This window comes from Hyphomonas sp. (assembly GCF_046313975.1).
Taxonomy (GTDB): Bacteria; Pseudomonadota; Alphaproteobacteria; order Caulobacterales; family Hyphomonadaceae; genus Hyphomonas.
The window spans coordinates 1-20,289 of sequence record NZ_JBKBXB010000027.1 but is presented as its reverse complement, the minus strand read 5'-3'; the positions used below and the strand labels follow the sequence as shown (position 1 = coordinate 20,289).

Here is a 20,289-nt window from a genome sequence, read left to right as displayed (position 1 = left end):
AATTTGGGAGGCAAAATATGGTCCAGGGACCGCTTTCGGGCGTCAAGATTGTTGAATTCGCCGGGATCGGGCCGGGACCGTTCTGCGGGATGCTGCTGTCGGACATGGGCGCGGATGTCATCCGAATCGACCGTCCGGGCGATGGACGGCCGGGCCGCGCTGCGGATGTGATGAGCCGGGGCCGCCGCTCTATCGGGCTGAACCTCAAGGACCCGAAGGACGTGGAAGTGGCGATGAAGCTGCTGGAGAAAGCGGACGGCCTGATCGAAGGGTTCCGTCCGGGCGTGATGGAGCGCAACGGGCTAGGGCCGGACGAAGTGCTGAAGCGCAATCCGAAGCTGGTCTATGGCCGCATGACGGGTTGGGGCCAGTTTGGCGCGCTCTCCCATTCGGCGGGACATGACCTCAACTATATCGCCATCACCGGTGCCCTGCATGCGATGGGCGACGGAGATGGCCGCCCGCGTCCGCCGCTCAACCTCGTTGGTGATTATGGCGGCGGCGCACTCTACCTCGCGATGGGCCTCCTCGCCGGCATCCTGAACGTCAAGAATGGCGGCAAGGGGCAGGTTGTGGATGTGGCCATGTCGGATGGTGCGGCGTCACTGGCGACGATGTTCTACGGCATGAAGGCGATGGGCATCTGGACCGATGACCGCGAGGCCAACATGCTCGATGGGGGCGCGCACTTCTACGACACTTACGAAACCAAGGATGGCAAGTGGGTGTCGATCGGGTCGATCGAACCGCAATTCTACGCGATCCTGCGCGAGAAGGCGGGGCTGACGGATCCGGCGTTCGATGCCCAGATGAACAAGGCGAAGTGGCCTGAGCTGAAGAAGAAGATTGCTGCTGTGTTCAAGACAAAGACGCGCGACGAATGGTGCGCGATCATGGAAGGCACGGATATCTGTTTCGCGCCGGTGCTCTCGATGAGCGAGGCACCGAGCTACAAGCACAATGTGGATCGTCAGACCTTCGTTGAAGTCGACGGCGTGGTGCAGCCCGCTCCCGCGCCGCGCTTCTCGGCGACCCCGCCTGCCATCCAGCGCCGCCCGGCAGGCCTTGGTGAGCACACGGATGAAATCCTGAAGGATTGGGGCGTCGCGCGCGGATGAGCGCGCTGCCGGGCACCACAGGCCGGCGCCGCATCTACCTGATGCGGCACGGCTTCGTGGATTACACTTCGGCCGCTGTCCGCAAGGCACGCGATCCGAAGGTTGCAGAACTCACCGAGCGCGGCATCGCGGAAGCCAGGGCGGCAGGAGCGGCGCTTGCCGATGTGCATTTCGACATTGCCGTCTGTTCCGGTCTCAAGCGGACCCGACAGACTGCAGAGATCGTGCTGGCCGAGCACCCCAGGGCCCCTGTTCTGGAAGTGGAGGAGCGGCTCGGAGAACTGCGCTCCGGCAGCTACATGGACTTCCACTCCGCCGAGCACCTCGCCGCCGTGATGACCTTCACATTTGAGCAGGCCGGAGAGCCGGGGGCGGAATTTTTGCCGGGCGGGGAGCGGTTTGCCGATGCGCTGATTCGAATCAGGGCGGGGCTGACTGACCTGTTGCACCGCCCGAACTGGGCCTGCGCACTGGTCGTGGCACACGAAGTCGTGAACCGGATGCTTCTGGCGGACGTTATCGGGGCGCCTCTGGGGGCGAGCGTTGGCTTCGAACAGGATACCGGATGTATCAATATCCTGGACTTCGACATGGTGCCGGATGAGGCCGGGATGGGTACGCGGATTGAGCGCGGCGTCATCAAGGCGGTCAACCTGACCCCGGCTAACTACCTGAAAAACGGAATGAATTTGCGCAGCCTCGAGGCTATTTTCACGCGGCCATCAGAGGGAGCAGAATAGAGCGGGGCCGGTCCGAGCCGGCCGGAAGGCGCCGCGGCCTTGGCGGTCCGGGATTTTCAAATGAACCCCGGACAACGCGCGCGAACGCCATCGTTCAGACTCAATCCCTTATTAACTATAGGTGTCGGCCCGGAGCCAATCAGGCTGCTTGCCAGGGCAAAGGTCCGACGTCCTTCTTGCATACCTTGGCCGGCCTTCGGGCCGGCCATTTTCGTCTGGGCCCACCCGGCTGAAAATCCTGCCGTTTGGCGCTTGCCAGACCCGGCTGGCTGCGTTAACAGGCGCGCTTTCCCGCGTGCCACAGGGCCTGCGGCCAAATCAGATTCCGGATGATACGTCATGGCCGTTCCAAAGAGTAAGAAATCGAAGTCGCGCACCCGCATGCGCCGTTCGCACGACCGTCTGGACATGAACACCTATATCGAGGATGCGAACTCGGGCGAACTTCGCCGTCCGCACCATATTGACCTGAAGTCTGGCCAGTACCGGGGCCGCCAGATCCTGGAACCGCAGGAAGACTGAGGTCTGCCTGATCCGATTGCAGAATTGCTGAAACCCCGCCCAAGTGGCGGGGTTTTTGCATTTGGGAGCCGTGTTCACGGTCGATCCTATTGCCAGCTGAAACCGGCGCAGTTTCAAGGGAAACGGTCAGAAAGCCTTGAAAATGAAGCGGCAGATCGACCTTCTGTTTGTCAGCTATAATGGCGCGCGGACGCTGCCCGCCATGCTGGAGGGCCTTGCCGGTCAGCTTCCGACGCGCAGGCCGCTGCGCATACTTGCCGTCAACAACGGCTCAACTGACGCGACAGGACAGATCCTGGCCGCCTGGTCGGGGCGCCTGCCGATGCGCGTCCTGCAGGGCCCCGGCAGCGGCAAGGTTCCGGCTCTGGCGCAGGCAGCCTCTGAACTTGAGGGGGACCTCGTCGTCCTGACAGACGATGACATCCTTCCCGAACCTGGCTGGCTGGCCCAGCTGGAAGCAGCGGCGGACCGGCATCCCGAAGCCGGCATTTTCGGCGGCGCAATCGAGCCCATTCCGATCGAGGCGACCGGCGATTGGTACGCTGCGGCATGCGATTATGAAGTGGACCTGTTCTCGAAGGCAGACGCGCCAGCCGGGCCAGTGATCGGGGCGGACACTATTTTCGGGCCGAACATGATGTTGCGGCTGGACGCGGCGAAGGCCGGCCTGAGCGCGTCCACGGCTTTGGGACCCTCGCCGGCCGTGAAGAACGGCAAGCGCGTGTTTCCGCTCGGCGACGAGTCGGAAATGCTGAGCCGGCTGGAGGCGGCCGGGGCGCAGGCGATCTTCGTGCCTGAGGCGAGGGTGAAGCACATGGTGCGGGGGTTTCAGACCGATCTCGGCTTCATGCTGCAGCGGGCACAGAATCATGGGCGGGGCGTTGCCCTCCGTGCTCTGGGCGAGGAGCGGGACATGGCACGCCGGAGCGCTATTGTGGCGTCGTCTCTGGCACGCGCCCTGTGGCTGGCGCCGCGCTGCGTGATGGCGGACCGGTCTGTTCCGGATCGCCGGGTGTTCAATGCGCTCTACGGCCTGAACTGGCATATCGGCCGGATAAAAGGCGCGTTGAAGGGTCCCTTCCCGCCGCTGCCCGGGGACGCCTGCGCCGGGTAGGGGCTTGCGAAGCTCGGCGCGGCGCTCTAACGCCTGCGGCAATCTCACCGGCAGCATGCTGAAGGACTGGCCCCATGAGCGAAATCATCGACATTCACGCCCGCGAAATTCTCGACAGCCGGGGCAACCCGACGGTCGAAGTCGATGTGACGCTGGAAGACGGCTCCACCGGCCGCGCAGCGGTTCCGTCTGGCGCATCCACGGGCGCCTATGAGGCCCACGAGCAGCGCGATGGTGACAAGTCGCGCTACAATGGCAAGGGCGTGCTCAAGGCGGTGGATGCCGTGAACGGCGAAATCTGCAACGAACTGACGGGTCTCGATGCCACGGACCAGCGGATGATCGACATGCTGATGATCGATCTCGATGGCACCGAGAACAAGTCGCGCCTCGGCGCCAATGCGATCCTCGGCGTGTCGCTGGCAGTGGCCAAGGCGGCGGCAGAGTTTTCCTCCATGCCGCTCTACCGCTATGTCGGCGGGGCCAATGCCCGCATCCTGCCGACGCCGATGATGAACATCATCAATGGCGGTGCGCATGCGGACAATCCGATCGACATCCAGGAATTCATGATCATGCCTGTCAGCGCGGAGTCGATTGCCGATTCGGTGCGAATGGGCGCGGAAGTTTTCCATGCTCTGAAGAAGACACTGCATGATGCCGGCCACAACACCAACGTGGGCGATGAAGGCGGCTTTGCGCCGAATATCGGGTCGACCGATGAAGCCATCGGCTTCATCCTGAAGGCGATCGAGAAGGCCGGCTACAAACCGGGCGAAGATATCGGTCTCGCGCTGGATGCGGCCTCGACCGAGTTTTTCAAGAATGGCAAGTATGAGCTAGCCGGTGAAGGCAAGTCGTTGTCGTCCGAGCAGTTCGCGAAATACCTCGCCGACCTGTGCGGCCGGTATCCGATCCTGTCGATCGAAGACGGCATGGCGGAGGACGATTGGGAGGGCTGGGTTGCCTTGACCGAAATGATCGGCGGCCAGGTCCAGCTCGTCGGCGATGACCTCTTCGTAACCAATCCGGACCGTCTCGCGATGGGGCTCGAGCGCGGCGCGGCCAACTCGATCCTGATCAAGGTCAACCAGATCGGCACGCTGTCGGAAACGCTGGACGCGGTCGAACTGGCGCATCTGCATGGCTACACGGCAGTCATGTCGCACCGTTCCGGCGAGACAGAAGACGCAACGATTGCGGACCTGGCGGTGGCAACCAATTGCGGTCAGATCAAGACAGGTTCGCTCAGCCGTTCTGACCGGATCGCGAAGTACAACCAGTTGATCCGGATTGAGGAAGAACTGGGCCCGATTGGAATCTATGCCGGTCTTTCGCGCATCAACGCGGGCTGAGTACGGATTAAATTACCGAAAGGCGACCCCGGTCCCGGTTCGTGCTAGAGGCAAGTCCTTTACCGAGCTTGGGGCACGGGCATGCGCCAGATTTATCTCCTGTCCATGGAGGCGGATTCAGCTGCCGCCGATGAGATTGAAACGTTGTTGCACCAGCGGGGCTACATGGTGCGGCGCGCTGAGGAGAAATTTGCCTTTCCGCCAGCACGGCGGCAGGAAGTGACCCTTGCGCTCTGGTCCCATGCTGCGCAGTTCTCTTCCAAACAGATCCTGTTTACGAACCGGGCTATTGATGCGTGGACGGAAGGTCGGCTGATCTTCGCGCGGCTGGATCATACCCTGCTGCCGCGTGGGCTCAGCGATATTGAGGCCATCGATCTCTCGTTCGCGCCGGCACGGATTGCCTCTGTCTGGAAAATTGTCGAGGCCGCTCAGGCAATAGACAGGGCTGCGGAGCTTAAGCCGTCGGAAGAAGCTGGCGGCGGCAGCGATGACGGTTTCTCCCGGGACGAGGAAAGCGGTAGCGCTGCGGCGACGGCCGAGAAGCCGGTGCGGAGATTCGCGTCCGGTCCGGCATGGATTGTCGGTCTGGTGGCCGCGTGCGCCTTTGTTTCGATGGGGTTTCTGTCGATGCCCCATGCGTCCAACCTGCTCGTCGGGCTCGCGGCGCTTGTATGGGGCGTGGTTGCCGGTGTGCTTGCAGGGTATCTGGCAGGCGCGCGGACTGAAGATTTGCCTGAGGCTGCCGAAGACCCGCGTCCGGCACCAAGGCGATCTGCAGAAGCCCGCTCGGCCCCAACCGCACCGGATATGGCGCCCGCGCACGGGCAGTCTGCGCCGGTTTTTGTTTCCTATTCGCGGCATAATGGCGAGATCGTCTATCCGCTGGTTGCGGAGGTTGAGGCGGCCGGACGGGCTGTCTGGATCGACCGGCAGGCGATCGAGGCAGGCGGCAACTGGGCGGGCATGATCGTCCGCGCCATTCGCGACGCGGATACGTTCTGCCTGATGTGTTCCGCGGAGGCTTTCCAGTCCGACAATGTCCGGCGCGAGATATACATAGCCGACAAGTACAAGCGAAAGCTTCTGCCGGTCCGGCTCGATTCGGCGGAGATGCCGGAAGATTTCGAATACTTCCTGATCGACCGCCAATGGCTTGATCTTACGGGCATTGCTCCGGAAGAACGCGCATCGCGCCTGACCGCCCTCCTGGTGCGGTAAGGGATTGGTTACCCGCCGCATTTACCAGTGATTCCATGGTGTCTCGTCTTCAGGCTCTCGGGCTCAGTCTTCTGGTGCTCTACTTCGCCTTCCACGCTTTTGCGGGGGAGAAGGGGCTGGGCCGTTGGACCGATGCACAGATTGCGCTGGAGGAAAAACAGCGCGAACTGGCCGCGATTCAGGCGGAAAACGAGCGCCTGCGCGTAGATATCCGCCGCCTGACGCCCGGCTCGGTCGATAAAGACTATGTGGAAGCGATCGCGAGGGATAAACTTGCGTTTGTTTACCCCGGAGAGGTCGTTTTACTCACGCCGGAACGCAGCTCTGCAAAATGACAACGATGTTCTGACTTGTCGTTGCAAAATTGCGGCGACATAACGAAGTCAGGGAGGCACATCGTCATGGCTACAAAACCTAAGGGTTCGAAAAAGGCACCCGCCAAGGCCAGCAAGGCCGAGATGCTGCAGTATTATCGCGACATGCTGCTGATCCGCCGCTTCGAGGAGAAGGCGGGCCAGCTCTACGGCATGGGGAAGATTGCCGGCTTCTGCCACCTCTATATTGGCCAGGAAGCGGTCGTCACCGGCATGCAGGCCTGCCTGAAGGACGGCGACCAGGTCATCACCGGATACCGCGACCACGGCCACATGCTGGCCTGCGGCATGGACCCCAACGGCGTGATGGCAGAGCTGACCGGACGGATCGGCGGCCTCTCGCGCGGCAAGGGCGGCTCGATGCACATGTTCTCGAAAGAGAAGAACTTCTATGGCGGCCACGGCATCGTCGGCGCGCAGGTGCCGCTGGGCACAGGCCTCGCCTTCGCCAACAAGTATCGCGGCAATGACAATGTCAGCCTCGCCTATTTCGGCGACGGCGCGGCCAACCAGGGCCAGGTGTACGAAGCCTTCAACATGGCCTCACTCTGGAAACTCCCGGTGATCTACGTCATCGAGAACAACATGTACGCTATGGGCACGAGCGTTGAGCGCCATGCCTCCGAGACGGAACTCTACAAGCGCGGCATCAGCTTCGAGATCGAGGGCGAGGAAGTCGACGGTATGGATGTGCTGGCCGTGCGCGAAGCGGGCGAGAAGGCCGTGAAGCATGCGCGCAGCGGCAAGGGGCCGTACATACTCGAGATGAAGACCTACCGCTATCGCGGCCACTCGATGTCCGACCCTGCGAAGTATCGCAAGCGTGAGGAAGTCGACGACATCCGCACGCACCATGATCCGATCGAAGGCCTGAAGGGGCAGATCCTCGAGCTGGGCCACGCGACCGAAGACGATCTCAAGAAGTTCGATAACGAGATCAAGGCTATCGTGAAAGAGGCGGCGGATTTCTCCCTGGAGAGCCCGGAGCCCGACCCGAGCGAGCTGTGGACCGATGTCCTGCTGGAAGAGACGGCCTGATGCGCGGCTCCGCGCGTCTCGCTTTCGTCACTGATCAAATCATTCCGTATCCGGAGTATAATAAATGTCTGTAGACATCCTGATGCCGGCCCTGTCGCCGACCATGGAAGAGGGCACGCTTTCCAAGTGGCTCAAGAAGGAAGGTGATGCGATCAAGTCCGGCGACATCATCGCCGAGATTGAGACCGACAAGGCGACGATGGAAGTCGAAGCCGTCGATGAGGGCGTACTGGCAAAAATCCTGGTGCCGGAAGGCACGGAAGGCGTGAAGGTCAACGCCGTGATCGCCGTGCTGGCGGGGGATGGGGAAAGTGTATCCGCCGATCATCCCCGCGAAGGCGGGGACCCCGCGCCTCAGAAATCCACCGAACCCGATCCCCGCCTTCGCGGGGATGAGCGGAAATCAGAAGCGCCTGTCGCCCGCGTGCTGCATGATCCATCGCTGCCGGAAGGCGTGACGTTCACCGAAACGACCGTTCGCGACGCGCTGCGCGATGCGATGGCCGAAGAGATGCGCCGGGATGAGCGCGTGTTCGTCATGGGCGAAGAAGTCGCGCAGTATCAGGGCGCCTACAAGGTGACGCGCGAGCTGTTGCAGGAGTTTGGTGAGCGCCGCGTGATCGATACGCCGATCACGGAGCATGGGTTTGCCGGTCTCGGCGTCGGTGCGGCCTTTGCCGGCCTGCGCCCGATTGTCGAGTTCATGACCTTCAACTTCGCCATGCAGGCGATTGACCAGATCATAAACTCCGCCGCCAAGACGCTCTACATGTCCGGCGGCCAGATGGGCTGCCCCATCGTGTTCCGCGGCCCCAACGGCGCAGCGAGCCGCGTCGGCGCTCAGCACAGCCAGGACTATTCAGCCTGGTATGCGCAGATCCCGGGTCTGAAAGTTATCGCGCCATACGATGCCGCCGATGCGAAGGGCCTCCTGAAAGCCGCGATCCGCGATCCGAACCCGGTCGTGTTCCTGGAGCATGAGCTGCTTTACGGCACCTCATTCCCTGTGCCGGATGTGGAGGATCATATCCTGCCCATCGGCAAGGCAGCGGTGAAGCGCGAAGGCACGGATGTGACTTTGGTGGCGCATTCGCGCATGGTCGGCTTTGCGCTGCAGGCAGCCGAGCGCCTCGCGGCAGACGGCATCAGCGCGGAAGTGATCGACCTGCGCACGCTGCGCCCGCTGGACACTGCGACAGTGGTTGAAAGCGTGAAGAAGACAAGCCGCCTAGTCTGCTGCGAAGAAGGCTGGCGCTTCATGGGCGTCGGCGCGGAGATCGCGGCAACTGTCGTGGCCGAGGCGTTTGATTATCTCGATGCGCCGCCCGTGCGGGTGCATCAGAAGGATGTTCCGCTACCCTATGCGGCAAACCTCGAAGCGCTGAGCCTTCCGAATACGGATGATATCGTCGAGGCGGCGAAGAAAGTCTGCGAGGGAGCGGTCTGATGAGTATCAACATCACCATGCCCGCCCTCAGCCCCACGATGGAAGAGGGCACGCTTGCCAAATGGCTGGTCAAGGAAGGCGACGAGATCAAATCTGGCATGATCATCGCCGAGATCGAGACCGACAAGGCCACGATGGAAGTCGAAGCCGTGGACGAAGGCAAGGTCGCGAAGATTATCGTTCCGGCAGGCACCGAAGGCGTGAAAGTGAATGCCGTGATCGCCGTGCTGGCAGAGGAGGGTGAAGACGCGTCGTCCGTGAAGGCGCCGGCGACTGCCCCCTCCGTCAGCCGGCCAGAGCCCGCTGCCACCTCCCCCGCTCCGCAGGGGAAGAAAGACGTTGCGCCTGCATCGGCTCTCAATCCTCCCTCGCGAAGCGGGGGAGGTGGACCGGCACCGAAAGGTGCCGGGACGGAGGGGGCTGCAGCGGTTATGGAGCGCCCGAGCGGCGCCCGCATCATGGCTTCCCCGCTCGCCAAACGTATTGCGGCCAACAAGGGCATCGACTTGCGGGCACTGAAAGGCTCCGGCCCGCATGGCCGGATAATCCGGCGCGACGTCGAGAACGCAAAGCCCGGCGCAGCGCCTGCCTCCGTGGGCGGAGCATCTGCGCCGCTGACGGCCGATGGCCTGATCCTGCCGCAAATCCTGGATGACCGCGTCTATGCGCCGGACAGTTACGAACTGAAACCGCTTGACGGCATGCGCAAGACCGTGGCGAAGCGCCTGACGCAGAGCTTCATGCAGGTGCCGCATTTCCCGCTGAACATCGACATCTCGCTCGACAATCTCCTGTCGAGCCGGACGGCGATCAACGCGGCGGCGCCGAAGGATGTGAAGATTTCCGTCAACGACCTGCTGATCAAAGCGGCCGCGCTTGCGCTGATCGATGAGCCGGACTGCAACGCTTCGTACACGGACAAGGGTATCGCCTATCACAAGCATGCCAACATCTCTGTCGCTGTGGCTATTGAGGGTGGCCTGATCACGCCGGTGATCTTCAAGGCGGAAGAAAAAGGCCTCGCCGAGATTTCGGACGAGATGAAAGACCTTGCCGCCCGCGCCCGCGAGCGCAAGTTGAAGCCGCAGGAATACATGGGCGGCACTTTCTCGATCTCGAACCTTGGCATGTTCGGCATCAAGTCGTTTGCTTCGATCATCAACCCGCCGGAGGGCATGATCCTCTCAGTCGGCGCGGGCGACAAACGCGCGGTGGTGGACGAGAAGGGCAACATCGTCGTGCGCAACGTGATAAGCGTCACCCTGACCTGCGATCACCGTGTCATCGGCGGCGCCGAGGGCGCGAAATGGCTCGCCGCGTTCAAGCGCTATGTCGAAACACCTGAAGCGATGCTGCTCTAACAGCAGATGACAAGGATCTGAATCATGTCCACTCAATATGATCTCATCGTCATCGGCTCCGGTCCCGGCGGTTACGTCGCCGCCATCCGCGCGAGCCAGCTTGGCATGAAGACAGCCATCGTCGAGCGCGAGAGCCTTGGCGGCATCTGTCTCAACTGGGGATGTATCCCGACCAAGGCGCTGCTACGCTCGGCTGAAGTGCTGCATCTCGCGAAGAACGCTAAGGCGTTCGGCCTGAAGATCGAAAACCCGTCCTTTGATCTGGACGCGGTCGTGAAACGTTCGCGCGGCGTCGCCTCGCAGCTGTCGAACGGCGTCAAGTTCCTGATGAAGAAAAACAAGATCGACGTGATCGAGGGCACGGCCCGGCTGGAGAAAGGCGCTCCTGCGCCAAAGGTCATCGTCAATGGCAAGGATGGCAAGGATACGCCGTACACGGCCAAACACGTCCTACTCGCCACCGGCGCCCGCGCGCGCGATATTCCGCAGGCGGGACTGAAGGCGGATGGCAAGCTGGTCTGGACCTACCGTGAAGCCATGACGCCGGATGTGATGCCGAAGCGGCTGCTGGTCATCGGCTCCGGCGCCATCGGCATCGAGTTTGCGAGTTTTTATAACGAGCTGGGCAGCGAAGTGACTGTCGCCGAAGTGATGGAGCGCATCCTGCCGGTGGAGGATGCGGAGATTTCTGCGCTGGCCGAGAAGGACTTCAGGAAGCAGGGCCTGAACATCCTCACCGGCGCAAAGGTGGAAAACCTCAAACCCGGGAAAGATACACTCACCGCAGACATCACCACGAAGGATGGCAAGAAGGAAACGAAGGAATTCGACCGGGCCATCCTTGCCGTCGGCATTGTCGGAAACGTGGAAAATCTTGGCCTTGAAGCCCTCGGCGTGAAGATCGAGAAGACGCATGTCGTGGTAGACGGTTTCGGGCGCACAGGCGTGCCGGGTCTCTATGCTATCGGCGATCTCACCGGTCCGCCCTGGCTGGCACACAAGGCGAGCCATGAGGGCGTTGTCTGCGTCGAGGGCATTCACGGGAAGAACCATGCCGAGCCCTTCGATGCGTCCAACATTCCGGGCTGCACCTATTCCCATCCGCAGGTCGCCAGCGTCGGTCTGACGGAGGCCGCCGCCAAGGCGAAAGGCCATGACATCAAGGTCGGGCGCTTCCCCTTCATCGGCAATGGCAAGGCGATTGCTCTGGGGGCGGAGAATGGCCTCGTGAAGACGATCTTCGACAAGAAGACCGGTGAACTTCTCGGCGCCCACATGATCGGTGCGGAAGTGACCGAACTGATCCAGGGCTATGTTATCGCCCGGCAAGGCGAGCTGACAGAAGCGGACCTGATCCACACAATCTTTCCGCATCCGACCCTGTCGGAGACGATGCACGAAGCCGTGCTCGATGCTGAGGGCCGTGTGCTGCACATTTGAGGCGCCCGCGGCTTGCCGTCCAGCCTTGCCGCCTGATACGCCTGTCAAGTCAGGCGGGTCGGATCAGGGTGTGTACCATTCTCCCGGCCTTCGTCGCCAGCGGAGGGGCACGCATGTCTACTGATCCCGGCATGTACGCCCGATGTCCTCGCGAGGGCATCGCGGCCACATGAAACTGCGAATTGGTCCCGGAGCGCTCGTCGCAGCCGCCTTCATCGGCCCTGGCACGGTGACGGCCTGCATGCTGGCAGGTGCGAATTTCGGGTATGCGCTCGTCTGGGCGCTCGCTTTCGCAACGGCGGCAACCATCATCCTGCAGGAAATGTCGGCGCGTCTGGGCGTCGTCACGGGCAAGGGTCTTGGCGAGGCCCTGATGGCGGGCGCAGGCTCGTTACCGCTGCGCCTCGCGGTCGCTGTGCTGATTGTCATCGCACTCGCCATCGGCAACGCGGCCTATCAGGCGGGCAACCTTACCGGCGCGGCGCTGGGCGGCGAGGCCCTGTTGGGAGACAAGTCGCCCGGGCGTGCGGCGGTGATCGGTGTACTGGCCGTGGCTGCCGCAGCGTTGCTGCTGACCGGCAGCTACAAAGTGCTGGAACGGTTTCTGATCGCGCTTGTCGTGATGATGAGCCTTGCCTTTGCCGGCAGCGTCCTGATCGCACGCCCGGACATCGCCGCCCTCGCCGCAGGATTTGTGCCGCGCCTGCCGGAAGGCAGCCTGTTCACAACGATGGCGCTGATCGGAACGACGATTGTGCCGTACAATCTCTTCCTGCATGCGGCGACCGCCAAGACGAAATGGCCGGGCGGGGACGTGAACGCCTTGAAGGAAGCGCGTGCCGACACGGCAATCTCCGTCGGTCTCGGCGGATTGATCTCGATCTTCATTCTGGTGACTGCCGCGGCCAGCATTTTTTCTGCAGGTCTCGGCGTGAACAGTGCCGCGGATTTTGCGCGCGCAATTGAACCGGCTTACGGACCTTTCGCCCAATACCTCATTGGAACAGGCCTGCTCGCCGCAGGCCTTAGCTCGGCGATCACCGCGCCCATGGCAGCAGCCTTTGCCGTGTGTGAACTATCCGGAAGGCGGCCGGATGGCTGGATGTTCCGCGGTGTGGCGCTCAGTGTGCTGATGGCCGGGGCGCTGGTCGCCTTCGCGGGATTCAACCCGCTTCAGGTCATCCTCGCGGCGCAGGCAGCTAATGGCATACTGCTGCCCGTGGTGGCTGTGTTCCTGCTGATCGCCATGAACCGCAGGAGCCTACTCGGAGACCAGGTGAATGGCCCTGTGCAGAACCTTCTGGGAGGGCTGGTCCTGATCGTCACGATCGGACTGGGCGCCCGTCTGATCCTCCGTGCGATGGGTGTCTGGCCATGACGCGGTCCATCTGCCTGAACGCAGATCTGGGCGAATTGCCGGGCCCCGAAGGGCGCGCGCTGGATGCGGCGATCCTGGGTATTGTGACGCGTTGCAGTATTGCGTGCGGCGGCCATGCGGGGGATGAAGCATCAATGCGCGAAACAGTGCAGCGCGCCTCGGCATATGGCGTGCGCATCGGTGCTCACCCGTCCTATCCGGACCGGCCGAATTTTGGCCGTCTCAGTTTGCAGATGGCGCCGGAAGAGCTTGCTGCGGCGCTGGATGATCAGGTCGAGGCGCTCCTGAAGATTGCCTCCGAGGAGGGTGCAAGCATTACCCATCTCAAACCCCATGGCGCGCTTTACAATGACTCTGCAAAAAATCCCGGGTTGGCCCGTATGATTGTTCAGGCAACCCAACGCGCCGGATTGCACGAACTGGTCGGGCCGCCAAAGTCCGCTCTGGAGCTTGCCGCGCGCGATGCGGCGCTGGTGTATATCGCAGAGGGCTTTGCGGATCGCACGTATGAATCCGATGGCGCGTTGACACCGCGCAGTGTGCCGGGCGCCGTAATTTCGGACGAGAATCTGGTTGAGGCCGTAGCCCGGCGCATGGCACTGGAAGGGGTTGTGATTGCGCGGACGGGGGAAACTCTTTCGCTCGGTATCAGAACAATCTGCCTGCATAGTGATACGCCTGGCGCCGCGCAGCATGCGGCTCAGGTGCGCGCGGCGCTGCAATCAGCGGGAGTGCGTATAGAGGCATGACTGAAGGACCGTTCCGGATCATGCCATGCGGTGATGATGCACTGCGCATCCTGTGCGGTCCCGGCCACATCCGCTACCAACTGGCACGGCACCTTTCAGAATTCGCAGACTGGTCCGAGATTGTTCCGGGCAAGGAAGATGTCACAGTGCTTGTCGATGTGCACGCATATAGGCTCACGGAAGCGGCGGAGAAATTGCGCGCGCAGTTGTCCGCATTGCCTGCCGGTGACAGCTTGTCAGTTGCTTCACATACTCTGCCGGTCGTCTTCGGGGGTCCGCAGGGTCCAGACCTCGAACAGGTTGCCGGGTTCAACGGCGTTTCAGTGGAGACTCTGATAGAAGCGGTTACGCAAGCCGAGTTTGAAGTTGATCTGATCGGGTTCACGCCCGGATTTTCGTATCTCACGGGAATGGCCCCTGCGGTGCAGGCGGAACGTCTTGCGGTGCCGCGGGTGCGCGTGCCCGCCGGGGCAGTCGGCATCCTCACCGGGCAGGCAGGCCTGTACGCCCTGGATGGTCCGGGTGGTTGGCCGATCATCGGGCGTGTGACGGTGAGCCTGTTCGATCCGTACGCGGATAAGCCCTTCCGTCTGATGCCGGGAGACCGGGTTCGACTTGTGCCGGAGGCGCGCCGGTGAGTATTGTCGTTGTCGCTCCCGGGCCTCAGGCAACTCTCCAAGGTGCGCCGCGCCGCGGCCTTCGTCATTTCGGGATGCCATATGCCGGGGCCGCTGATCCGGTATCCCTGGCCATCGCCAACCGGCTGGCGGGTCAGGAAGCCGAGGCGACTGCATTTGAAATCTCGTACGGGCCAGCCACGTTACGCTTTGATGCCGCGATGCAGGCGGGAGTTGCGGGCGCAGACGCTGAACTGCGCCTTGATGGCATATTGCAACCATATGGGCAGACCTTGAGCATAGATGCAGGCGCAACGCTTGAAGTGTCTGCCTTGCGGGCTGGATCAAGACTGTATCTTGCAGTGTCCGGCAAGCTACCGGCGCAGGTCGCATTCGGATCGCCCTCGACGTATCTGCCTGCGGGCCTCGGAGGGCATGAAGGCCGTGCGCTCCAAACCGGGGATGTCATCGGTGTGAAGGATATCGCCTCTGTGCCTATCCTCCGTATGCCCGTAGATCTCAGGTTTGCCGCATCGCGCAGCTACGCCCTGCGCGCCGTTGCCGGACCGGACTGGCAGGACGGCCAGCAAGCACAGCTCGGTACATATACCGTCACGCAGCGGATCAGCCGGATGGGCGCAGAGATTGAAGGCGTGCTTCCGGTCCTGAGCGGTCAGTCAGTGCGGCCCAGTTCTGCTGTCATGCCCGGCGCGCTTCAGGTGACGCCGAGCGGGCGCGGATTTCTTCTGCTGGCGGACGGACAGACAACCGGCGGCTATCCCCACCTCCTGCAAGTCATCCGGGCGGATCGCCACCTGCTTGGCCAACTCCGCCCGAGTGACAGGCTCCAGTTTCTGCTCCGTTCACAGACGGAAGCGGAAGCCGCACTCAAGGCCAAGCAGAAACTGCTTGAAACATGGCTGCCCGGCTTCCGTCTCTAGGGTCAGAACGTCACGCGCAGGCCCGCGCGCACGTTGCGTCCGGGAAGGGGCACAGTGTCGCGCAAAACGGAGGTGGCAAGGCGTGCCTCCTCGTCCGTCACGTTCCGTACTTCGACAAACAGTTGCGTGCCTTCATTCCCGTAGCCGAGTTCGTCGAGGTTCAGGGCAGTGCGCAAGTTGACCCGCGTATAGTCGCTGGTGCCGAGTTGGCCTGCGCCGACGCGTTTCTGGTTGTCAGCCCATTCAAGCGATGCGCCAGCCTCAAGCCAACCCCAATCGGCATCGACACTGGAGGTGAACCGCAGAGGCGGAATGAAAGGCGCGCGGCCGTTGCCGTCGAGCTCGGCAAACACATAGTCTAGGCCGGAGCGAACGCTCCACTCGGCGCCGAGAAGACCTCGGCCGAAATGATATTCGCCGTAAAGCTCACCACCTTTGAAGTCCGCATCCGACTGCGTGAACAGGAACACCGGCAGGCCGTCCTCTTCGTCAATCTCTTCGCCATCTTCGATGATCACACCGGGCGTCAGGTAGATGAAATTGTCAAAGCGCGTGACGAAGATATTGGCGCCAAAGCTCGCGCGGTTTCCGCGCCAGCGCAGCGTGCCTTCCAGGTTCAGGCCGCGTTCCTTGTCGAGTTCAGGATCGCCCACTTCAAACTGCGAGGTCGCAAGATGCGGACCGAAAGCGAACAGTTCGCTTTCATTCGGCGCGCGCTCAGTCAGCGCGATCTGCGCACCGGCAAACCATCCGTCGCCGAAATGCTGGTGGACCCCTGCAGAAGCACTGAACAGATTGAAGTCGACTTTGCCTTCGACCTGATTGTCATGCTCGAGGGTCTCGAGACGGGCGCCGCCTTCAATGCCGAATCCGGACTCCCAGTCCTTCGTCTCATAGATGAAAACAGCAAGGGACTTTGTATCCGTAGGCGTCAGGAACGCTTCCGCGCCGCTCGCGTCCAGAGACTTGTCAAGGAATTGCACTCCGGCTGCGCCTTCGAGACCCGCAATCGAATGATCCAGTTCAATACGCCCTTCGAGACCGTCTGTCTTGAACATGGAGCCGGCTTCGCCAGGCGCTTCGAACTCGATATGTTCGTAGTCGGAATAGCTGAGCGTGGCGGTGAGGGCTTTCAGGACAGGTCCGTCAAACCGGATACCTCCTCGAAAATCATACCGCGTCTGCTCCAGGTCGATGAAAGGCGCACCTTCCTCGTGTTCCTCCTCTTCGCCTTCTTCTTCTTCGTGCTCATGTGCGTGAGCACCCGGCAGGCCGTAGAGTGCGGTCTGGCGGCGGACAGCGACACCGGCAAATACCCGGTCTCCGACCCATGAGAGTCCTGCGCCATACGTTTCCGTTTCGAGGAAAGAGTTTGGAACGATGCCGGCGCCTGCGTCTTCGTGCTCATGATCGTGATCTTCGTCTTCTTCGTAATGCTCAAGCTCTTCGCGGTGACGCAGCTGCCGAGACTCTGCGAGGCCGGGGATGTCAAAGTCTCCGAAGTCGCGTTTCGACGCCGACAGGGCGACTACAAACGGGCCGGTGGCAAGGTTCACGCGGCCGCCCAGCTCGGAGCCTTCATTGACGCTGTTCCAGGCGCCGAACCCTTCTCCGGACATTGCCTTTCCGGGCAGCTCTTCCGCGATAAGGCCGTCGATCACGTTGACGACCCCACCAATCGCCTGGCCGCCATAAGCGAGCGCGGCAGGCCCGCGCAGGATTTCGATCTTGTTTGCGTCGATACCGTCAGCCGTAACCTGATGGTCCGGGCTTGCCGCGGACACGTCGATCACGCCGATCCCGTTTGTCAGCACCAGCACACGTTCCGCTCCCAGACCGCGAAGCACGGGCCGGCTGGCGCCCTGTCCGAAATAAGTCGAGGCAACGCCGGGCGCGCCGGAAAGCGTGTCGCCCAGCGTCGAGGAAAGCGTGCGGACGATCTGTTCCCGGTCAAGCGCGGTTGCATTGCCGATCAATTCGTCACTGGAGCGGTCCGGGCCGGGAGCGGTTGTGATGATGACGGGTTCCATCCGCCGGTCCGGGTCTGCGCCCTGAGCGTGCGCCGCGCCGGCCAGCAGGGCCTGCGCCGAAACCGCCGTTACCATCAGCATCCGTTTCATGTCCAAATCTCCGTAATGTAATACCGTAACACTAAGAGGCCGGCAGAGTATTGGCAAGCGTCAATTCGGCGGCTGCGTCAGGTTGTCGTTTACAGGTTTCTTCGCGGCACCGGGTGTCAGGTTCCACTGCCATCCACGCGCAGCAGGGACCCGGTCGTGAAAGACGAGGAGGGGCTAGCTAGGTAGAGCGCGGCAGAGATGATTTCGTGCGGCTTGCCCGGCCGCCGCAGGGCATTGCTGGCACTCTGACGCATTTCTTCCGGCCAGGCCTTGGAGATGTCGGTCAGGAACGGCCCGGGGCAGATCGTGTTCACGCGCACTTTGGGCGCATACTCATGCGCCAGCGACAGGCTCATCGCGTTCAAGGCGGCCTTTGCCGAGCCATACGGCACCACGGCGGGAAGGGGCACAAGGCTGCCAGAGGACGAGATGTTGATGATGCTGCCGCCCTCTCCGTCGGCCATCCGCTTCGCCACTTGGCTCGCGAGCCGGAAGGGGCCTTTGAAGTTGAGATTCAGCACACTGTCGAACAGCGCTTCGGTCACGTCATGGCTCGGCATACGCGGACCGGACCCGGCATTGTTGACGAGAATGTCGACCCGTCCGAAGGCGGAGTAACTCGCCTCGATCAGGGCATCGATATCATCCCACCGGCCGCAATGTGCCGCATGCGCCATCGCGCGGCGTCCCATGTTCCTGACCTCTTCCGCAACGGCCTCGCACGCATCCAGCTTGCGGCTGGCGACAATGATGTCGGCGCCATGTTCGGCAAACGCCTTCACCATCTGATAGCCAAGGCCTCGGCTGCCACCCGTTACGAGAGCCACTTTGCCGGTCAGATCGAAGTATGGCGACGTCATGAGCGTTTCTCCCTTTGGCAGGAAGTGTTCTGCACCAGTCTGGCGAGATCAATCCTTGTCCGCGCGGAAAGGCGCGCTCAGCTCCAGAGCAGGCCGGCGGCGAGATAGAACAGGATCGCTCCGGCACCGGCAATCAGCGCATAGGGCAGCTGCGTGCGCACATGCTCGATGTGATCGCATCCGGAAGCGAGGGAGGCGATGATGGTCGTGTCTGAAATCGGCGAGCAATGGTCGCCAAAGACACCGCCGCCAAGCACTGCGGCGAGTGCGAGCGGCAGCGGCACACCTGCGCCGACTGCCAGCGGAATGGCAAGCGGCACAAGAATGCCATAGGTGCCCCAGCTGGTGCCCGTGGTGAAGGATGTGACGGAAGCCGCTAGGAACAGGATCGCCGGAATGGCCCAGTCATAGGGCATTGTCGAGGCGAGCTGCGCAATGAAGGCGCCTGTGCCGAGCGCCCGCAGGCTGTCACCCAGCGCCAGCGCCATGAAGATGATCGTCACGGCCGGCAGCAGATCGCCCATGCCCTTGAAGCCGGAGTCGATGAGTTCCTTCGCAGGCTGGCGGCGCACCCAGAGGAGAATGAAGGCCGCCGCTGTCGCGAGGCACACCGCCCAGAGAATCGAGCGTGAGCCCGAGCCTGCCAGAATGTTTCCGCCACCTGTCCAGGCCATGAACCCGATCGAACCGCCGACGAGAATCAGCATCGGCAGCACGAAAGCCAGCAACGAGCCCTCTTCAGAGGTGTCTGCTTCCTCTGTGCTCGCAGCCGCGATCCTCGCGTCCGCTTCGCGCATCGGGCCGATGGACCGGTTCGTCAGTACCACCAGGAACACGATCCCCACGGTCAGCAGCGCGTAAGCGTTCAGCGGCACGGATTCCACCAGCACACCCAGCGGCGCCTCGACCCCATTGGTCGCCAGCAAGCCCAGCACGAAAGCGCCCCAGCCATTCAGGAGCACAAGCACGCTGATCGGCGCACAGGTCGAGTCGATCACATAGGCGAGCCGAGCCCGGCTGAGGCCCGTCCGGTCAAACAGCCGCCGGCCCAGCAGGCCTGTCGCCAGGAGGCTGACATTTGTCTCCACAAAGATGATCACGCCGGACAGCGCGGTGACGAAGCCCGCCCGTTTCGGGCCGCCTGCTAGCCCGGTGCGGCTCAGCCAGATCACCATGGCGCCGAAGGCATTTGCCCGTTCGAGATAGGCTATCAGCGCGCCGATGATCAGGCAGAACATGAGCACGCGCGTGTTGCCGGCATCCGAAAACACGCCTGCCGCCCGATCAATGCTGGATAGCGCGCCCATGGCCGGGTTGAGGCCGGCCATGAACATTTCCGAGAGGAAAATCGCAAAGCCGAGCGCCCAATAGACATTCCGCGTCAGCACCGCCACCAGCAGGGCTGCGAGCGGGGGCAGGGCGGCAAGCCACTCCATCTAGTTCAGGACATTGGGTGAAGTGATCGTCGAAGTTCTGGCTGCTTCCGCCGCACGCATCAGGCGCAGTTGGTTGCCGCCCCAGATCTTCGCAAGGTCCTCTTCGGTATAGCCTGCCTCGAGCAGGGCTTCGGTAATCTTCGGCAGGAAACTGACGTCTTTCATGCCTTCGACACCGCCGCCACCATCCCAGTCAGCACCAATACCGACATGATCCGGCCCGACGAGTTCGAGTGTGTAGAGGAGGTGCTCCATGAATTTCTCGAACGTGGAGCGCGGCGGCGGAAACTGTTTGTCGAGTTCCCGGCGGGCATCACGGTATTTGGCGCGCTGATCGGGTGTCAGGGCGCTGAGATTGCCACCGAATTGCTCCTGCAGGGCTGCCAGCGCCGCCGTGCGCTCCGATGTTGCCGTCAGCAATTCCAGATAAGCGCCGAGCGCATTGATCTGGATGACAC

The 20,289-nt window shown here is 62.3% G+C and carries 19 protein-coding genes; 15 read left to right on the top strand and 4 right to left on the bottom strand.

Annotated elements, in window-relative coordinates; all coding sequences use genetic code 11:
• Window positions 1-17 precede the first annotated feature (17 nt).
• The 15 genes from ACK4TE_RS10635 to ACK4TE_RS10565 all read left to right on the top strand — a co-directional run bounded on the left by ACK4TE_RS10635 (window position 18) and on the right by ACK4TE_RS10565 (window position 15,415).
• Entirely contained in the window at window positions 18-1,118 is a 1,101-nt protein-coding gene (locus ACK4TE_RS10635) for a CaiB/BaiF CoA transferase family protein (protein ID WP_409911487.1), read from the top strand.
• Window positions 1,115-1,858 carry a histidine phosphatase family protein gene (locus tag ACK4TE_RS10630; protein WP_409911486.1) on the top strand — a complete coding sequence of 248 codons (744 nt, stop codon included), beginning with the start codon at window positions 1,115-1,117 and terminating at the stop codon, window positions 1,856-1,858. Before ACK4TE_RS10635 ends, ACK4TE_RS10630 begins: the two co-directional genes overlap by 4 nt.
• 339 nt (window positions 1,859-2,197) lie before the next feature.
• The gene (rpmF, locus tag ACK4TE_RS10625; protein ID WP_409911485.1) at window positions 2,198-2,380 is read left to right on the top strand and encodes a 50S ribosomal protein L32; all 183 of its coding nucleotides are present in this window, start codon (window positions 2,198-2,200) and stop codon (window positions 2,378-2,380) included.
• Window positions 2,381-2,522: 142 nt separating this feature from the next.
• Entirely contained in the window at window positions 2,523-3,494 is a 972-nt protein-coding gene (locus ACK4TE_RS10620) for a glycosyltransferase family A protein (RefSeq protein ID WP_409911484.1), read from the top strand.
• Between the two features lie 74 nt (window positions 3,495-3,568).
• Window positions 3,569-4,849, top strand: coding sequence for a phosphopyruvate hydratase (gene eno, locus ACK4TE_RS10615; protein WP_409911483.1), 1,281 nt, complete (start codon window positions 3,569-3,571; stop codon window positions 4,847-4,849).
• An 81-nt stretch (window positions 4,850-4,930) separates the two neighbouring features.
• Entirely contained in the window at window positions 4,931-6,070 is a 1,140-nt protein-coding gene (locus ACK4TE_RS10610; protein WP_409911482.1) for a toll/interleukin-1 receptor domain-containing protein, read from the top strand.
• A gap of 35 nt (window positions 6,071-6,105) precedes the next feature.
• Window positions 6,106-6,405 carry an FtsB family cell division protein gene (locus tag ACK4TE_RS10605; RefSeq protein ID WP_409911481.1) on the top strand — a complete coding sequence of 100 codons (300 nt, stop codon included), beginning with the start codon at window positions 6,106-6,108 and terminating at the stop codon, window positions 6,403-6,405.
• A gap of 66 nt (window positions 6,406-6,471) precedes the next feature.
• Window positions 6,472-7,482 (top strand): pyruvate dehydrogenase (acetyl-transferring) E1 component subunit alpha, encoded by a 1,011-nt coding sequence (gene pdhA / locus ACK4TE_RS10600; RefSeq protein ID WP_409911480.1) that lies wholly within the window; start codon window positions 6,472-6,474, stop codon window positions 7,480-7,482.
• A gap of 64 nt (window positions 7,483-7,546) precedes the next feature.
• On the top strand, window positions 7,547-8,929 hold the full coding sequence (locus tag ACK4TE_RS10595; protein WP_409911479.1) for a pyruvate dehydrogenase complex E1 component subunit beta: 1,383 nt from the start codon (window positions 7,547-7,549) through the stop codon (window positions 8,927-8,929).
• On the top strand, window positions 8,929-10,290 hold the full coding sequence (locus tag ACK4TE_RS10590; RefSeq protein WP_409911478.1) for a pyruvate dehydrogenase complex dihydrolipoamide acetyltransferase: 1,362 nt from the start codon (window positions 8,929-8,931) through the stop codon (window positions 10,288-10,290). Before ACK4TE_RS10595 ends, ACK4TE_RS10590 begins: the two co-directional genes overlap by 1 nt.
• Window positions 10,291-10,314: 24 nt before the next feature.
• Complete coding sequence (gene lpdA, locus ACK4TE_RS10585; RefSeq protein ID WP_409911477.1) at window positions 10,315-11,730, top strand: dihydrolipoyl dehydrogenase; 1,416 nt, start codon at window positions 10,315-10,317, stop codon at window positions 11,728-11,730.
• Window positions 11,731-11,899: 169 nt separating this feature from the next.
• Complete coding sequence (locus ACK4TE_RS10580; RefSeq protein WP_409911476.1) at window positions 11,900-13,108, top strand: Nramp family divalent metal transporter; 1,209 nt, start codon at window positions 11,900-11,902, stop codon at window positions 13,106-13,108.
• Entirely contained in the window at window positions 13,105-13,857 is a 753-nt protein-coding gene (gene pxpA, locus ACK4TE_RS10575) for a 5-oxoprolinase subunit PxpA (protein ID WP_409911475.1), read from the top strand. The genes ACK4TE_RS10580 and pxpA overlap by 4 nt, the downstream gene beginning before the upstream one ends.
• A complete protein-coding gene (locus tag ACK4TE_RS10570) occupies window positions 13,854-14,495 on the top strand; it encodes a 5-oxoprolinase subunit B family protein (RefSeq protein ID WP_409911474.1) in 642 nt (213 codons plus the stop codon). Before pxpA ends, ACK4TE_RS10570 begins: the two co-directional genes overlap by 4 nt.
• Before the next feature lie 74 nt (window positions 14,496-14,569).
• Entirely contained in the window at window positions 14,570-15,415 is an 846-nt protein-coding gene (locus ACK4TE_RS10565) for a biotin-dependent carboxyltransferase family protein (RefSeq protein ID WP_409911509.1), read from the top strand.
• Between the two features lie 2 nt (window positions 15,416-15,417).
• On the opposite strand, the gene ACK4TE_RS10560 is transcribed toward ACK4TE_RS10565, so the two are convergent.
• From ACK4TE_RS10560 to ACK4TE_RS10545, 4 genes are all read right to left on the bottom strand, one after another.
• Window positions 15,418-17,535, bottom strand: coding sequence for a TonB-dependent receptor (locus tag ACK4TE_RS10560; protein WP_409911473.1), 2,118 nt, complete (start codon window positions 17,533-17,535; stop codon window positions 15,418-15,420).
• 116 nt (window positions 17,536-17,651) lie between these two features.
• Window positions 17,652-18,395 (bottom strand): SDR family NAD(P)-dependent oxidoreductase, encoded by a 744-nt coding sequence (locus ACK4TE_RS10555; RefSeq protein WP_409911472.1) that lies wholly within the window; start codon window positions 18,393-18,395, stop codon window positions 17,652-17,654.
• Between the two features lie 77 nt (window positions 18,396-18,472).
• A complete protein-coding gene (locus ACK4TE_RS10550; RefSeq protein ID WP_409911471.1) occupies window positions 18,473-19,831 on the bottom strand; it encodes a Na+/H+ antiporter NhaC family protein in 1,359 nt (452 codons plus the stop codon).
• On the bottom strand, window positions 19,832-20,289 hold a 458-nt coding region (locus ACK4TE_RS10545), incomplete at its 5' end, for a membrane dipeptidase (protein ID WP_409911470.1).

Coding starts and splice junctions, on each gene's coding strand:
- ACK4TE_RS10635 (WP_409911487.1), top strand. CDS start 18: ATGGTCCAGGGACCGCTTTCGGGCGTCAAGATTGTTGAATTCGCCGGG.
- ACK4TE_RS10630 (WP_409911486.1), top strand. CDS start 1,115: ATGAGCGCGCTGCCGGGCACCACAGGCCGGCGCCGCATCTACCTGATG.
- rpmF (WP_409911485.1), top strand. CDS start 2,198: ATGGCCGTTCCAAAGAGTAAGAAATCGAAGTCGCGCACCCGCATGCGC.
- ACK4TE_RS10620 (WP_409911484.1), top strand. CDS start 2,523: ATGAAGCGGCAGATCGACCTTCTGTTTGTCAGCTATAATGGCGCGCGG.
- eno (WP_409911483.1), top strand. CDS start 3,569: ATGAGCGAAATCATCGACATTCACGCCCGCGAAATTCTCGACAGCCGG.
- ACK4TE_RS10610 (WP_409911482.1), top strand. CDS start 4,931: ATGCGCCAGATTTATCTCCTGTCCATGGAGGCGGATTCAGCTGCCGCC.
- ACK4TE_RS10605 (WP_409911481.1), top strand. CDS start 6,106: ATGGTGTCTCGTCTTCAGGCTCTCGGGCTCAGTCTTCTGGTGCTCTAC.
- pdhA (WP_409911480.1), top strand. CDS start 6,472: ATGGCTACAAAACCTAAGGGTTCGAAAAAGGCACCCGCCAAGGCCAGC.
- ACK4TE_RS10595 (WP_409911479.1), top strand. CDS start 7,547: ATGTCTGTAGACATCCTGATGCCGGCCCTGTCGCCGACCATGGAAGAG.
- ACK4TE_RS10590 (WP_409911478.1), top strand. CDS start 8,929: ATGAGTATCAACATCACCATGCCCGCCCTCAGCCCCACGATGGAAGAG.
- lpdA (WP_409911477.1), top strand. CDS start 10,315: ATGTCCACTCAATATGATCTCATCGTCATCGGCTCCGGTCCCGGCGGT.
- ACK4TE_RS10580 (WP_409911476.1), top strand. CDS start 11,900: ATGAAACTGCGAATTGGTCCCGGAGCGCTCGTCGCAGCCGCCTTCATC.
- pxpA (WP_409911475.1), top strand. CDS start 13,105: ATGACGCGGTCCATCTGCCTGAACGCAGATCTGGGCGAATTGCCGGGC.
- ACK4TE_RS10570 (WP_409911474.1), top strand. CDS start 13,854: ATGACTGAAGGACCGTTCCGGATCATGCCATGCGGTGATGATGCACTG.
- ACK4TE_RS10565 (WP_409911509.1), top strand. CDS start 14,570: ATGCCATATGCCGGGGCCGCTGATCCGGTATCCCTGGCCATCGCCAAC.
- ACK4TE_RS10560 (WP_409911473.1), bottom strand. CDS start 17,535: ATGAAACGGATGCTGATGGTAACGGCGGTTTCGGCGCAGGCCCTGCTG.
- ACK4TE_RS10555 (WP_409911472.1), bottom strand. CDS start 18,395: ATGACGTCGCCATACTTCGATCTGACCGGCAAAGTGGCTCTCGTAACG.
- ACK4TE_RS10550 (WP_409911471.1), bottom strand. CDS start 19,831: ATGGAGTGGCTTGCCGCCCTGCCCCCGCTCGCAGCCCTGCTGGTGGCG.